At 60.9% G+C, this 13,018-nt stretch carries 14 protein-coding genes; 8 read left to right on the plus strand and 6 right to left on the minus strand.

Annotation, left to right across the window (positions count from 1 at the left end; all coding sequences use genetic code 11):
- Positions 1–11 precede the first annotated feature (11 nt).
- Together C2846_RS02085 and C2846_RS02090 are read left to right on the plus strand one after the other, a co-directional pair.
- Positions 12–683: a DNA-3-methyladenine glycosylase I gene (locus C2846_RS02085; protein WP_119700560.1), complete on the plus strand. Its 672-nt coding sequence runs from the start codon at positions 12–14 to the stop codon at positions 681–683.
- 72 nt (positions 684–755) lie between these two features.
- Positions 756–1,241 carry a C40 family peptidase gene (locus C2846_RS02090; protein WP_080050262.1) on the plus strand — a complete coding sequence of 162 codons (486 nt, stop codon included), beginning with the start codon at positions 756–758 and terminating at the stop codon, positions 1,239–1,241.
- 35 nt (positions 1,242–1,276) lie between these two features.
- On the opposite strand, the gene C2846_RS02095 is transcribed toward C2846_RS02090, so the two are convergent.
- The 3 genes from C2846_RS02095 to C2846_RS02105 are packed head-to-tail and all read right to left on the minus strand — an operon-like array spanning position 1,277 to position 3,737.
- Positions 1,277–1,915, minus strand: a complete 639-nt coding sequence (locus C2846_RS02095) for a class I SAM-dependent methyltransferase (protein ID WP_119700561.1) — start codon at positions 1,913–1,915, stop codon at positions 1,277–1,279.
- Entirely contained in the window at positions 1,912–2,655 is a 744-nt protein-coding gene (locus tag C2846_RS02100; protein ID WP_119700562.1) for a CPBP family intramembrane glutamic endopeptidase, read from the minus strand. The genes C2846_RS02095 and C2846_RS02100 overlap by 4 nt, the downstream gene beginning before the upstream one ends.
- A 2-nt stretch (positions 2,656–2,657) precedes the next feature.
- On the minus strand, positions 2,658–3,737 hold the full coding sequence (locus C2846_RS02105; protein WP_119700563.1) for a patatin-like phospholipase domain-containing protein: 1,080 nt from the start codon (positions 3,735–3,737) through the stop codon (positions 2,658–2,660).
- A gap of 97 nt (positions 3,738–3,834) precedes the next feature.
- Between C2846_RS02105 and C2846_RS02110 the strand changes: the two genes are divergently transcribed.
- The 5 genes from C2846_RS02110 to C2846_RS02130 are packed head-to-tail and all read left to right on the plus strand — an operon-like array spanning position 3,835 to position 7,536.
- A complete protein-coding gene (locus C2846_RS02110; RefSeq protein WP_080050266.1) occupies positions 3,835–4,140 on the plus strand; it encodes a PepSY domain-containing protein in 306 nt (101 codons plus the stop codon).
- 43 nt (positions 4,141–4,183) lie between these two features.
- Complete coding sequence (locus tag C2846_RS02115) at positions 4,184–4,462, plus strand: PepSY domain-containing protein (RefSeq protein ID WP_240638133.1); 279 nt, start codon at positions 4,184–4,186, stop codon at positions 4,460–4,462.
- Complete coding sequence (locus C2846_RS02120; RefSeq protein ID WP_119700564.1) at positions 4,462–5,133, plus strand: response regulator transcription factor; 672 nt, start codon at positions 4,462–4,464, stop codon at positions 5,131–5,133. The genes C2846_RS02115 and C2846_RS02120 overlap by 1 nt, the downstream gene beginning before the upstream one ends.
- Positions 5,130–6,446 carry a sensor histidine kinase gene (locus C2846_RS02125; protein WP_119700565.1) on the plus strand — a complete coding sequence of 439 codons (1,317 nt, stop codon included), beginning with the start codon at positions 5,130–5,132 and terminating at the stop codon, positions 6,444–6,446. Before C2846_RS02120 ends, C2846_RS02125 begins: the two co-directional genes overlap by 4 nt.
- Positions 6,447–6,498: 52 nt before the next feature.
- Positions 6,499–7,536 carry a quinone-dependent dihydroorotate dehydrogenase gene (locus C2846_RS02130; RefSeq protein WP_119700566.1) on the plus strand — a complete coding sequence of 346 codons (1,038 nt, stop codon included), beginning with the start codon at positions 6,499–6,501 and terminating at the stop codon, positions 7,534–7,536.
- A gap of 101 nt (positions 7,537–7,637) precedes the next feature.
- Here C2846_RS02130 and rmf read toward each other — a convergent pair whose 3' ends face one another.
- Positions 7,638–7,853, minus strand: a complete 216-nt coding sequence (gene rmf / locus C2846_RS02135; protein WP_080050271.1) for a ribosome modulation factor — start codon at positions 7,851–7,853, stop codon at positions 7,638–7,640.
- Positions 7,854–8,109: 256 nt separating this feature from the next.
- Between rmf and rlmKL the strand changes: the two genes are divergently transcribed.
- On the plus strand, positions 8,110–10,287 hold the full coding sequence (rlmKL, locus tag C2846_RS02140) for a bifunctional 23S rRNA (guanine(2069)-N(7))-methyltransferase RlmK/23S rRNA (guanine(2445)-N(2))-methyltransferase RlmL (RefSeq protein ID WP_119700567.1): 2,178 nt from the start codon (positions 8,110–8,112) through the stop codon (positions 10,285–10,287).
- A 33-nt stretch (positions 10,288–10,320) separates the two neighbouring features.
- Here the strand turns inward: rlmKL and dacB are convergent, their stop codons facing one another.
- Positions 10,321–11,802 (minus strand): D-alanyl-D-alanine carboxypeptidase/D-alanyl-D-alanine endopeptidase, encoded by a 1,482-nt coding sequence (dacB, locus tag C2846_RS02145; protein ID WP_119700682.1) that lies wholly within the window; start codon positions 11,800–11,802, stop codon positions 10,321–10,323.
- A 75-nt stretch (positions 11,803–11,877) separates the two neighbouring features.
- Positions 11,878–13,008, minus strand: a complete 1,131-nt coding sequence (locus tag C2846_RS02150; RefSeq protein ID WP_119700568.1) for a PDC sensor domain-containing protein — start codon at positions 13,006–13,008, stop codon at positions 11,878–11,880.
- Positions 13,009–13,018 lie beyond the last annotated feature (10 nt).

A 13,018-nucleotide genomic window follows, 5' to 3' on the forward strand; every position in this document is an offset into this window, starting at 1 on the left:
AGGGAGGGGTGATGAGGGATTACAAATGGCTCCATGAATTCTGTCTGAACCGTTTTGGCTCCGAGCAGGCCCTGGAAGCCTTGTTGCCACAGCCCAGGCCCGCTGACGAGCTGCGGGCTTTGAGTGATGACCGCTGCCTGTCACTGTTGGCGTTACGGGTGTTTCGCGCCGGGCTCAAGCACAGCTTGGTGGATGCCAAGTGGCCCGCTTTCGAGGAAGTTTTCTTCGGCTTCGATCCGGACAAGGTAGTGCTCATGAGTTCAGAGCACATTGAGCGGTTGATGCAAGATAGCCGCCTGATCCGCCACCTGGGCAAGCTCAAAAGTGTCCCGCGCAATGCCCAGATGATTCTCGATGTGCGTGCCGAGTACGGCAGCATGGGGGCGCTGGTTGCGGATTGGCCGGCAACCGAAATCGTTGCGTTGTGGCGGCTTCTGGCCAAGCGTGGTAACCAACTGGGCGGGCTATCGGCACCACGCTATCTGCGGATGCTTGGCAAGGATACCTTCGTTCCGACCAATGATGTGGTGGCGGCGCTCAAGGCGCAGGGAGTGGTCGACAAGCCGCCAAGCAGTCAGCGTGATCTGGCGGCGGTGCAAGCGGCGTTCAATCACTGGCAGACTGAGAGTGGCCGTCCACTGTGTCAGTTGTCGGTGATGCTCGCCCATACCGTCAACCACTGAACCGGCCGCAGGACTTGACCCGGCGGGATTGACCCGGCAAGGTGAGCGCAGAGGCGCTGGAATGGGGGATGCATGCGTTTGAACATATGGCCGATGATGGTCTTGGCGTTGTTGCTGGTGGGCTGTTCCGGTACGCCGAAAATGGCACCGGAGGTACCAGCCGTCGCTGCCCCGATTGACCCTGTTCAAAGCGATGTGCTGTTCCGGGCCTTCAGCCTGATCGGCACCCCTTACCGTTATGGTGGCAGCTCACCCGATACCGGATTTGATTGCAGTGGCCTGATTCATTATGTCTATCGCGAAGCGGCCGGTATGAGCCTGCCGCGCACCACCTCGGGGCTGAATGCCCTGCAAAGCCAGGCTCCGGCCAATGCGCTGCGCCCTGGTGATCTGGTGCTGTTTGCCATGGGCGGGCGGCGAGTCGATCATGCCGGGATATACGTCGGTGAGGGCCGGTTCCTGCATGCCCCCAGCACGGGCGGGCGGGTTCGGGTCGACGAGTTGCAGGCCAGTCACTGGCAGCGCACGTTCAAGGGCGCTCGGCGGGTTCTGGACTAACAATAAGCTCGGTTCGTGGGCTGGTGCTGGGTCTCTCAAGGTTTGCGCAGCAGTGCCACATCCGCGCCAATCAACTCCAGTTCGGCTCCCCACTGTTGTGCCAGCCATTCAAAAGTGCGGCTGCTGAAAAAGCAGATGTGCGTCGGATCATTCTTGTAATGCCAGCGGGCAAAGGCGTCCGGGCCGGTGACCCGTTTGGTCATCAGGGCCAGCCAGCCACCCGGGCGCAGGCATTGCCAGAGCCGTTGTAGTTCCGATCCCGGTTGCGCCAGGTGCTCCACCACCTCGGTTGCGGTAATGAAATCCCAGTGTTGTTTGAATACTTCGGTGTTGGGGGCGTAGAACAGGTCATACAGCGCGACCTGATGGCCATGCTCGCTCAGCATGGCGGCCAGGGCCGGGCCTGGGCCGCAGCCGAAGTCCAGACCTCGACTGGCAGCAGGCAAGCGTTGCAGCAAGGGCTCTGCCAGCCGACTGAGAAAGTGCCGGTAGCCGGGGTCATCGACCTGGTTTTCATGGCGGTCGTATTCGGCCCGTTCCTGGATTGCCGTCAGATGCCACTCAGGCGGCACAAAGACCAGCTCGCAGTGCTGGCATTGCCAGTAATCCCGACGCTTATCGCGCTGGTAGGGTTGGCTTTCGCCCTGGCATAGCGGGCAGCGATGCTTGCTCATGTCAGAGTGACCAGCAGCAGGGTCAGGCCGTTGTAGAGCGCATGCGCCAGAATGCAGGGCCAGAGTTGCTGGTAACGCCAGCGTAGCCAGCCAAGCAAGAGACCGAGCAGGGCAATTACCAGCATGCCGCCGGGGCTGTAGAAACTGTGCAGCAGGGTGAAGATCAGGGTGGTTGAGGGTAGGGCAACCAGCAGCCCTGGGCGGGTTGCGGCCAGCCCCTGAAACAGCCAGCCACGAAATACCAGCTCTTCGGCTAGCGGCACCCAGACGATGGTGATCAGCAGGGCGAGCAGCAACCGTCCCGCTGGCAGATCAAGCAGTGGGGTAACGGCTCGTGGGGCGCTGCTGGTTTCCGGCCAGGGTAGGTTGGTCTGGATATGCAGGTTGACCCAGTCAGCCAGCGGGTTTGCCAACAGCACCATGAGAACCGCAAGGCTCATGGCGATCATAGGGCCTCTGGCCGGACGCCATGGCCCCCACAGCCAGCGCATGGCTCCGGCAGGCTTGAGCAGGCACGCGGCGAGCAGACTGCCAACGATGATCAGGCCAGCGAACAGAGCGTCGATCAGGAGAAACTGGGTATCGATGTGCAGGCTGCTGGCAGTGAGCCCGATCAGACCGCGGGCCAGCCAGTGACTGATCAGGCCTAGGAGAGCGTAGATAAAAGCCAAGCGCAGAATGATCAGGGCATCGTCGAGTGCCGAGTGGCTCTGGGCCGGTAGCGCCAGCGGTCCTGACATGTTCAGAGCGGCTGTAGACGTTCGATCAGCCGGCCGCTGTCGGCCAGCTCAAGGAATTCATCGCCTAGTCGCTGGCTTTCGGCCATGGCGCTGCGCCAGTAACGCTCGCGGCCGTCATCGTCGCCCAGGTAACGGTTGAAGTCCCGGCGATCGGGTAGTTTGCCGTGCGGCAGGCTGGCCAGGTACTCGCGCGAGGGGGCCAGCAGCAGAACGTCGGCCAACTGCTCGGGATTGCCGCGCCGCCAGGGCAACGACTTGTCGAACCAGCCAGGCACCACCCGGTCAACGAAGTGCGGGTATAGCACCACGCCGGGCGTCTGGTAGGGCAGGTCCAGATGGTAGTCGAGCAGACCGCCGTCACGGTAAACGCCCTGGCCGGCACCGGGAATATCGCGCACGCCTTGCATCACCATAGGGATCGCGGCCGAGGCCAGCAGTGCCGAGCGCAGGTTGCTGCTGTTCAGGCTGATGTGCTGGCTGGGAAAGTCGAGTAGCTCGGCCAGCGGCGGGCGCTGACGCGGGTCATGGAGGATGACTCGTTCGAAATAACGCTTGAGGTGGCGCCGGCCCAACAGGTTGGCGCTGATGACGCCGGTAAGCCCCAACCCCAGTCGTGAGCGGCTGTCATGGCGCAGTAGCCCAAGGCTTTTCACCACCATGACATTGAGATGGTAGTGCGGGTTATTGAGTACATGGGCCTGATGCTCGCCGAGCAGGGCGTCGAGCATGTCGGCACAGCGTTGACTGATGTCGGCGACGCCAATGCCCTTGGGAAAACGCATATCGGTATAGAGCTCGCCCAGGCGCCGCAACCCGGTTACCGGATCGGGCAGGCAGGCGCTAACGAACCGCCAACTGCCGATTGAGGCGCCGATCAGGCTGCGTGGCTGCGGACTGCGGGCCAGCCAGTCGCCGAACAGTGCCAGATCCAGGCCTTGAATACCCAGGGCCTTTGGGCCGCCGGCTGCTCCCGGAATGACATGGACGTCGCTCGGGCTCAAGCCGTTCTCGCGGATATGGGCCATGGCGCGGTGGCCTGCGCGCAGGGTCAGGGCGGGGGTGGCGATATGTATGGCGGTCATGCGGCTCTTTAAGGTTCGGTTCAGGTAGCCCGGCTAAGCTGTAAAGGCATTCAACTACCGGCCCTGATATGGGGCAGCTCAAATGGAGACTTATACTATGAAAAAACTCACCACACTGTCATGCGCTGTGCTGCTGGGTTTGGCTGGTTCTGTTGCGTTTGCCGATGATGTGCGGGTCGATGAGGCGCTACGGCTGGTCAACGAAGGACAAATTCAGGCACTGGATCAGCTCAACGACAAGGCCCTGGCAGTTCAGCCTGGCGACATCACCGATACTGAGCTGGAGCACGAATACGGACGCTATGTCTACAAAGTGGAGATTCGCGATGCCCAAGGGGCCGAGTGGGACGTCAAGCTGGATGCCAGCAGCGGCGAGGTCCTGCGTCACAAGCGAGATAACTGAAAAACGCCGCAGCGTCAGTGCAGCCTGGCTGCCTCTGGCGCTGGTGCTGGCCCTGAGCGGCTCACCATTCGCCTGGGCGGGCCGCGATATTGGCCATGACGAAGCGCTGTACCTGGTAGAGCAGGGGGTGATATTGCCGTTACAGACGCTCATTGATGATGCCCTGCGACGTTTCCCCGGGCGGTTCCTGGAAGCCGAGCTGGAGTGGGACGATGGCCGTTATGTGTACGAGATCGAGATAGTGACCGAGGGGCGGCGGGTAATCGAACTGGAATATGACGCAGTGACTGGGCAACTGCTCGATATCGACGAGGACGACTGATGCGTTTGCTGCTGCTGGAAGACAACGTGTCATTGGCCGATAGCCTGTGTGCGCTGTTCAAGGAGGCCGGCTATGTGGTCGACTGGCGCGCCGATGGTCGGGATGGCCAGCACCTGGGCGAGCAGGAGCCCTACGATCTGGTAGTGCTGGATCTGGGGCTGCCTGGGCGCAGCGGCCTGGATATCCTGCGTAACTGGCGCGCCGCCGGGATTGATGTGCCGGTATTGATTCTGACTGCCCGTGGCAGTTGGAGTGAGCGCGTTGAAGGGCTCAAGGCTGGTGCCGACGACTATCTGGGCAAACCCTTTCATCATGAGGAGTTGCTGCTGCGGGTTCAGGCGCTGCTGCGCCGTAGTCATGGGCGTGACCCGCAGCCCTGGCTGGAAGCCGGTGGCTTACGTCTGGATGAGCAGCGCCAGCAGGTCTCAGGCCCCGGGTTTGAAGATATTGCACTGTCGGCCAGTGAGTTCAAGCTACTGCGTTATCTGATGCTCCACGCTGGCAAGGTCCTGTCGAAGAGCCGGTTGAGCGATCACCTTTACGACTACGAGGCTGATCGCGACTCCAATGTGATCGAGGTTCAGATCAATCATCTGCGTCGCAAGCTTGGCCGCGATGCCATTGCTACCCGGCGTGGCCAAGGCTACGTGTTTGTCGGATTGGCACCATGACTTCTATCGGTCGCCGTTTGGGTGGCGGATTGCTGGTAACTCTGCTGATTACCGTGGTGCTGATCGGGCAGGGCAGTGTCTGGTTATTCGATCAGGCGCTCAGACGCTATCTGACCACTGTGTTGCAAAGTGAAACCGACTCGCTGCTGGCGGCCATCACGCCGGGTGATCAGGGATTCTACCTCGACAGTCTGCGTATTGACCCTGACTACCAGCGCCCGTTCTCCGGCCGTTATTTCGTGATCGACAGCCTGGACGGGCGCTGGCGCTCACGCTCATTGTGGGATCAGCGCCTGCCGCTCGAAAGTGATCCGGGGCTGCGCGATGTATTGGCCCCAGGGCCCCAGGGACAAGAGTTGCTGGTGTGGTCGGGAAACTATCAGAAAGGCGGGCAACATTTTCTGATCAGTGTGGCGATTGACTACCAGCCCTTGCTGGCATCCTTTGATCGTGCGCGCTGGCTGATCTGGGGGCTGGGGGGTGTGGTGATTCTGTTCAGTCTGCTACTCCAGCAGTGGTTGCTGCGCCGCGCATTGCGCCCGTTGGGTCAGGCTCGGGATGAGTTGGCTGAATGGCATACCGGCCAGCGCCTGGTGTTGAACGAGGCGGTGCCGCTGGAGTTCCGCCCGCTGGTGGAGGAAATCAACCATCTGGGTCGTCAGGTTGAGCGCATTATCAAGCGCTCACGCAGCGGGCTTGCTGATTTTGGGCATGCGCTGAAAACGCCCTTGGCGGCACTCGATAGCCAGCTTCAGCAACAGGCCAGCCAGATCGGACCGGATAGTCTCAAAGCTATGCAGAGCCAGTTGCTGGTCATGCGTCAGCAGCTTGAGCGAGCGTTGCAGAAGGCCCGGTTGGCGCCTGAGCGACAGGTCGGCCAGCGCTTCGATCCGGCGCAGGATCTGCCTTGGCTGGTGCAGTCGCTGCACAGCATCCATGGCGACCAGCTTCGGCTGCACCTGCCAGAACAGTATTGTGGCGACTGGCCGTTCGAGCGTGAGGACATGCTTGAGCTGTTGGGCAATCTGCTCGATAACGCTTGTAAATGGGCGCGCACCGGGGTCTGGCTCGATTGGCAGCAGCAAGGCGGTGAGCTGTGGCTCAGTGTCGAGGACGATGGTCCGGGCATTACCGCAGACGAGCGGGATAAGGTCTTGCTGCGCGGCACCCGGCTGGATGAACAGGTCAGTGGTCATGGTCTGGGGTTGGCGATCGTCGCTGATCTGGTCGAGGTTTATGGCGGGCAGATGGACCTGGACCAATCGGCCCATGGTGGTTTGGCCGTACACCTGCGCTTGCCCGTGCAGCCCTGACGGCGGGGCTGTATACTCTGCGCCAGTCCATTCCCCGCACAAGGCCCGTTCCATGTACTCGACCCTGCGCTCGCTGCTGTTCCGTCTACCGGCTGAAACTTCCCATGATCTGGCGCTGGACCTGATTGGTGCTGCCGGGCGTTTGGGGCTGGCAGAACGCTTGGCGCGGCCTGTTGCGCCACAGCCGGTGCAGGTACTGGGCCTGAACTTCGACAATCCGGTCGGTCTGGCTGCCGGTCTGGATAAGAACGCATTGGCGGTCGACGGTCTGGCGGCTATGGGTTTCGGCTTTATCGAAGTCGGTACCGTTACCCCCCGGCCGCAAGCGGGCAACCCTAAGCCGCGTCTGTTCCGGCTGCCGGAACGTGAGGCGATCATCAACCGTATGGGGTTTAACAATCTGGGGGTGGATGCCCTGCTTGAGCGTCTGGAGGCTACCCGTTACCGCGGGGTGCTGGGCATCAATATCGGCAAGAATGCGGTAACGCCGGTTGAGAACGCGGTCGATGACTACCTGTATTGTCTGCGCAAGGTCTATGGCCGGGCCGACTATGTCACTCTCAACCTGTCATCGCCCAATACGCCTGGTTTGCGCACTCTGCAGTACGGTGATGCGCTCAAGCTGCTGCTGGAGCAGATCAAGCAATGCCAGATCGAGCTGCAGGCCGAGCACGGCCGTTATGTGCCGGTGGCGATCAAGATCGCACCGGATATGACGCCCGAGGAACTGGGGCTGGTGGCCAATACCTTGGTCGAACAGGGTATGGATGCGGTGATTGCCACCAACACCACTCTGGAGCGCTCAGCGGTTGAAGGACTGAAGCATGCTGATGAAGCCGGTGGTTTGTCCGGTGGTCCCTTGACCCAGGTCTCAACCGAAGTCATCAAAGTGCTGGCTGGCGAGCTGGGTGGCAAGTTGCCAATCATCGGGGTTGGCGGGATTCTGTCGGGCGCCGATGCTGCGGAGAAGATTCGTGCAGGCGCCAGTCTGGTGCAGCTCTACAGCGGTTTTATCTACCGTGGGCCAGAACTGGTTCGCGAGTGCGTGGATGCCATTGCGGCGCTGCGGGTCACTGAATTTTCATCTTGAGGTACCCAGAAATAAATGGCCCCCGCAGAGCGGGGGCCTTGGGCCGCTGGGGCCCGGCGCTGTGGAAGAGCGCCTTGGGAGAAAATCGTCGAATAGGGAGGTCAGCCTACGGCATGCATCTCGTTTAATCGATGCACACCGGAAATACCGGTATAGCCGGCCCAATGATCGGCCCGACCTTCACGCCAGCCATTCATCCAGTTCTGCCGGGCGCTGGGAGTATTGAAAGGACAGGAATCGCGGGACTTGCCCTGAACACCATGTTGATAACCGCGCTGAAATGCTCGTTCCATCGGATCACGCTTGAGTCTTCTCATATGGTAAAGCCCTCGTGTGGTTCAACTACCCGTGCGACAAACGGCCGCCACGGGGTATTGGTACCGGGATAACCTCCCAATACCCGAGAATCGCCAAACCATTCCAGCAGGCCGATTCTCGATACACCGACGCTCAAGACATGGTGCTGTTGTACCCTATAGGGCGGTAGCTCCGAAAGACCAATTCGTCATACCTCCAAAGCTGGTTAGTGGGGTTAGGACATAAAACTGTAACAGAACACTGGAAATCAACCGGATGCGTGAGACTCTTGAATTTTTTGTAACCTGCCCGAAGGGGATCGAGGGTCTGCTGCTCGACGAACTGCATGCCCTGGGGATCGACTCGACTAAGGAAACCCTGGCTGGAGTTAGCGTTCAGGGCTCGCTGGAGCAAGCCTATCGCACTTGTTTGTGGTCGCGTTTGGCCAACCGTGTGCTGTTGGTGTTAGCGCGTTTTCCTGCGACCAGTGCGGAGGATCTGTATCAGGGTGTTCAGGCGATTGACTGGGCCGATCATCTGGCCGTCAACGGCAGTCTGGCGATTGATTTCAGCGGCCAGCTTCAGGGAGTAGACAACACCCATTTCGGCGCACTCAAGGTTAAGGACGCAATTGTCGATCAGTTGCGCCAGGCTGATGGCAGCCGCCCCAGTGTCGACCGCAAACAGCCGGATTTGCGAATCAATGTGCATTGCCGTCGGGGAGAGGTGCAGTTGGCACTGGATTTGTCAGGGCAGAGCCTGCACCAGCGGGGCTATCGCCTTCAACAGGGAGCTGCGCCGCTCAAGGAAAACCTGGCTGCGGCTATTCTGATCCGGGCTGGCTGGCCAGAGTTGGCCAGCCAGGGTGCTGCGCTGGCCGATCCCATGTGTGGTTCAGGGACCTTTCTGGTCGAAGCCGCATTGATTGCCGCCGACATCGCCCCCAACCTGCACCGCCAGCACTGGGGGTTCAGTGGCTGGCAGCAGCATGTTCCAGCGCTGTGGCAGCGCCTGGTGGATGAAGCTCGGGGCCGAGCCGAGCAGGGGCTGAGCCGTCGACCGCTATGGATTCGTGGCTACGAGGCCGATCCGCGCCTATTGCAGCCGCTGCGCAACAATATCCAGCGCGCCGGTCTGGGCGAGTGGGTCAAGGTCTATCAGGGCGAGCTGGCCAGCTTTGAACCGCATCCGGATCAGGGGCAAACCGGTCTGGTGGTGTGCAATCCGCCCTACGGAGAGCGTTTGGGCGATACCGCCAGTCTGGTTTACCTGTATCAGAAACTCGGCGAGGTGCTGCGTGAGCGTTGCCCAGGCTGGCAAGCAGCAATTTTTACCGGCAACCCGGACCTGGGCAAGCGTATGGGTATTCGCAGCCACAAGCAGTATGCGTTGTTCAATGGGGCTTTGCCGTGCAAGCTGCTGCTGATGAAGCTCGAAACGCAAAGCTATCTGACCGGCAAAGCCAGGGAGAGCGATGCTCCGGCCAGCCAGGATAGTCCAGCCAGCCAGGCGCGGCTCAGTGAGTCGGCGCAGATGTTCGCCAACCGGTTGCGTAAAAACCTCAAGACGCTGGGCAAGTGGGCGCGTCAGCAGGGGATCGACTGCTACCGTCTGTACGATGCCGATATGCCCGAATTTGCCGTAGCTGTCGACTGGTACGACGGGTGGGTACATGTGCAGGAATATGCAGCGCCTGCATCGATCAGTGAAGATAAAGCTCAGGCCCGACTTCAGGATGTGCTGGTGGCTTTGCCGCAGGTGCTGGGGGTGGCGCCTGAGCGGATTGTGCTCAAGCAGCGTCAGCGTCAGGCAGGCAAGCAGCAGTACCAGCGTATGGATCAGCGTGGTCAGTTTCAGGAGGTGCGTGAAGGTCAGGTCCGTTTGCTGGTCAACCTGACTGACTACCTGGATACCGGCTTGTTCCTTGATCACCGGCCAATGCGCCTGCGGCTGGCCTCTGAGGCAGTGGGCAAGCGTTTTCTCAACCTGTTCTGCTATACCGCCACGGCCAGTGTGCATGTCGCGGTCGCTGGCGCGCGTAGTACGGTTAGCGTCGATCTGTCCAAGACCTATCTGGATTGGGCGCGGCGTAACCTGTCACTGAACGGTTTGTCTGATCTGCATCGCCTGGAGCGCGCCGATGTGATGCAGTGGCTGGAGGCGGATAGCGCTGAGTACGACCTGATCTTCATTGATCCGCCGACCTTCTCCAACTCCAAGCGCCTGGATGACGTGTTCGATGTTCAGCGTGACCATGTACGCCTGCTGGACATGGCCATGGCGCGTTTGGCCAAAGGCGGGGTGCTGTACTTCTCCAACAACTTCCGTCGTTTCAAACTTGATCCGGAGTTGGAGCAGCGTTATCAGGTCGAGGATATATCCGCACAGACCGTGGATCGGGACTTCCAGCGTAATCCGAAGATTCATCGGACCTGGCGTCTGACCCGGCGCTAAGCCGTTACCGGGTCAGGCAACAGGCCCTGACGGTCACTGCTGCTTGTGGCTGGCGACGTCAGTCGGCACGCGGCGGTGCACGTCCTTGAGTACTAGGTCCAGCGCTTCGCGTCCTGCTCCTGCCGCGCCATGGTTGATGATTGCAGCGACGGCCCAGGACTGGCCGTTGGCATCACGGGTTATGCCAGCGATGGCCCGGACATTGCGCAGCGAACCGGTCTTGATGTGCGCTTCACCGGCCACTGGCGTGCCGCGCAGGCGCCGGCGCATGGTGCCGTCCATGGCCGCCAGCGGCATGGATGCGATGAACTCCGCAGCAAAGGGACTTTGCCAGGCCTGCTCCAGCATCATGGCCAGATCACGAGCAGTCATGCGTTCAATACGTGACAGACCAGAGCCATTATCCAGTACCAGGCCGCGGGGTTGAATGCCCTTGCCGCTCAGCCATTGGTTGATTGCCCGGGTGGCGGCCTGGTGGTCGTCAGCGTCATTGGCGCTGCGCCGTTCGCGACCGATGGTCAGAAACAACTGCCGGGTCATGGTGTTGTTGCTGTACTTGTTGATGTCGCGCACCACCTGGACCAGATCCGGTGAGTAGCTGCGTGCCAGCAGTTGGGCATTGGCCGGAGTGCGGCCAATCCGTGTGGTTCCGGCGATGGTGCCGCCCATTTCCTGCCATAGAGTGCGAATCAGGCTGCCAGTATAGGTGCTGGCGTCAAGCGCAGACAGGTAGCGTTGCGCGCTGCAACCCTGGTGCAGGCTGCCAGTCAGCGTCAGTCTGGCGTGACTGCCATGGTCCTGCAGTCCGTAGGTGATGTTGGGCCAGGGGCAGGAACGGACCGCCGGCAGCAACTTCAGTTGATTGTCGATCTGCAGTTCTGGCAGGGCTGGCTCCAGGTGCGTGCGTACACCGCCGGACTCGCCAAAAGTGCTGAGGGTGAACAGTTTGAGGTTGCTCAGCAGCGGATCGGGTTCCACCAGAAACGGGCGGCTGGGATCGTTGCCATCATCCTGAAAACGCACCGGGTTGGCCGGGAAGCGCAGGTCTGCTGGTTGCAGCACCAGATCGCCGCTGATAGTACGGACTCCGGCGGCGCGCAGGTCACGCAGCATCAGCCAGATCCGCTCCATGGTCAGCTTCGGGTCGCCATTGCTGCGAAAAACCAGATCCCCCTGCAGTACGCCGTTGCTGATCGGGCCGGTGCCGTACAGGTCGGTGTGCCATTGATAGGTTGGGCCAAGCAGTTCCAGCGCTGCGTAGGTTGTCACCAGCTTCATGGTCGAGGCCGGGTTAAGTGGCTGGTCGGCATTGACGAACTGTGGCATGCCCTGACCCTCCAGCGGGATGACCGCGAGGGCGAAGGCGTTGGCAGGGATTTGGGCGTTGGCCAGTGCCGTGCTGATCTGGCCGGGCAGGCGGCCCTGATCGCCGGATTCCGCCCACAGCGGTGTAGCGAACGAGATACCCAGCACAGTGATCAGGCAGCACAGACGTTGTTTGTTGAAGAGGGGCATATAGGCTCCGACAGCGCTGCTGGTTGGCATTAACGATGCCCCATCATCCCGCAAAAGCCTGTCTCAGCCAAGGGCTTAACGCGTTCCAGAGCGGCGCCGCGCCGCTAACCAGACCAGTGGTACCAGTACCAGCATCAGTAGCAAAGTGGCGAACACGCTTTGGCGGCGGATCCGGTAGGCGTCAGCCAGCAGCTCATCTTCCGGGACCAGTATGGCCAGGTAACTGTCGGGTATATCCTTGACCGGCAGGCGCTGCTGCAAAACTTGCCAGTGACGCCCCTCCAAGGTCAAAGGCTGCTGTCGTTCGATCTGATAGCCGTCCAAAGCCAGAGCGGCCAGCAGAGTGCTGCCCAGTTCGTTAAAACGCTTCAGACGCAAGGGGCCGCTGCGGCTGGTGCTGATGATGCGCTGTACGTCGTGATAGGCGATTACGGTGCCTTCGGTGTCGTAGATCAGCAGTTCACTGGATGGGGTCATGCGGTGGTCTGCGAGCAGCGTGGAAAGTTGGCTCAGGGTCAGGTCGGCACCGAGTACGGCATTGTCACCGGCCGGCCTGGCCATGGTGGTGCCGAACTCGTTGGTGGAGAAGAACACGTAAGGGGTGGTGATGATCTGATTGGCGCTGGCCTTGGCTGCCTCGTACCAGGGTCTGGTGCGGGGATCGAAGCCGTCATGCGGCGGGTGCTGGCTCTCAAGCAGCTTGAATGTTTGATCCAGGTACAGATGGATGACGACCGGACGCCGGTACTGCCCGGCAGCGATATGCCAGACCATCCAGTGGGCAGCCTGGGGGGCGTTGAAGCGGTCTCGGCTGGCCGCGTTGGGTAGCGGTCGCAGCATCAGATAATCGCCGCTGTCCCAGCCGATATACACCGAGTTGAGTTGTGGATTGTCGGTCAGGACCTGGGCCAGCATCGGGATGCGGGTCAGGCGCTGCTCGAGGTTTTCGGTGTCGGGCAGTGCATCCAGCGCCAGTAGGTTCAGTGCTCGTCTGGGCGGATTATAGGTGGCAGCCAAGCTGTACTGGAGTTGCTTGGCGATCTGGTTGAACAGCGCATTGCCGCTGCTGAGCATGGCTCGGCTGTGCAACTGGTAGTGGAGCAGGGCCAGCAATAGCCCGGTAATCAGGATCAGGGTGCTGGCCAACAGTAGCGCTGGCCAGGGAAATGCTGAGGCTGGGTGTTCCGATTGGGTGGGTTCTGGCATGCCGCTTCCT

The organism is Pseudomonas jilinensis, from assembly GCF_003586265.1.
Lineage (GTDB): Bacteria > Pseudomonadota > Gammaproteobacteria > Pseudomonadales > Pseudomonadaceae > Halopseudomonas > Halopseudomonas phragmitis.

Bases quoted from the DNA above. Each gene is read 5' to 3' on its own strand.
- C2846_RS02085 (WP_119700560.1), top strand. From the start codon at position 12: ATGAGGGATTACAAATGGCTCCATGAATTCTGTCTGAACCGTTTTGGC.
- C2846_RS02090 (WP_080050262.1), top strand. From the start codon at position 756: ATGCGTTTGAACATATGGCCGATGATGGTCTTGGCGTTGTTGCTGGTG.
- C2846_RS02095 (WP_119700561.1), bottom strand. From the start codon at position 1,915: ATGAGCAAGCATCGCTGCCCGCTATGCCAGGGCGAAAGCCAACCCTAC.
- C2846_RS02100 (WP_119700562.1), bottom strand. From the start codon at position 2,655: ATGTCAGGACCGCTGGCGCTACCGGCCCAGAGCCACTCGGCACTCGAC.
- C2846_RS02105 (WP_119700563.1), bottom strand. From the start codon at position 3,737: ATGACCGCCATACATATCGCCACCCCCGCCCTGACCCTGCGCGCAGGC.
- C2846_RS02110 (WP_080050266.1), top strand. From the start codon at position 3,835: ATGAAAAAACTCACCACACTGTCATGCGCTGTGCTGCTGGGTTTGGCT.
- C2846_RS02120 (WP_119700564.1), top strand. From the start codon at position 4,462: ATGCGTTTGCTGCTGCTGGAAGACAACGTGTCATTGGCCGATAGCCTG.
- C2846_RS02125 (WP_119700565.1), top strand. From the start codon at position 5,130: ATGACTTCTATCGGTCGCCGTTTGGGTGGCGGATTGCTGGTAACTCTG.
- C2846_RS02130 (WP_119700566.1), top strand. From the start codon at position 6,499: ATGTACTCGACCCTGCGCTCGCTGCTGTTCCGTCTACCGGCTGAAACT.
- rmf (WP_080050271.1), bottom strand. From the start codon at position 7,853: ATGAGAAGACTCAAGCGTGATCCGATGGAACGAGCATTTCAGCGCGGT.
- rlmKL (WP_119700567.1), top strand. From the start codon at position 8,110: ATGCGTGAGACTCTTGAATTTTTTGTAACCTGCCCGAAGGGGATCGAG.
- dacB (WP_119700682.1), bottom strand. From the start codon at position 11,802: ATGCCCCTCTTCAACAAACAACGTCTGTGCTGCCTGATCACTGTGCTG.
- C2846_RS02150 (WP_119700568.1), bottom strand. From the start codon at position 13,008: ATGCCAGAACCCACCCAATCGGAACACCCAGCCTCAGCATTTCCCTGG.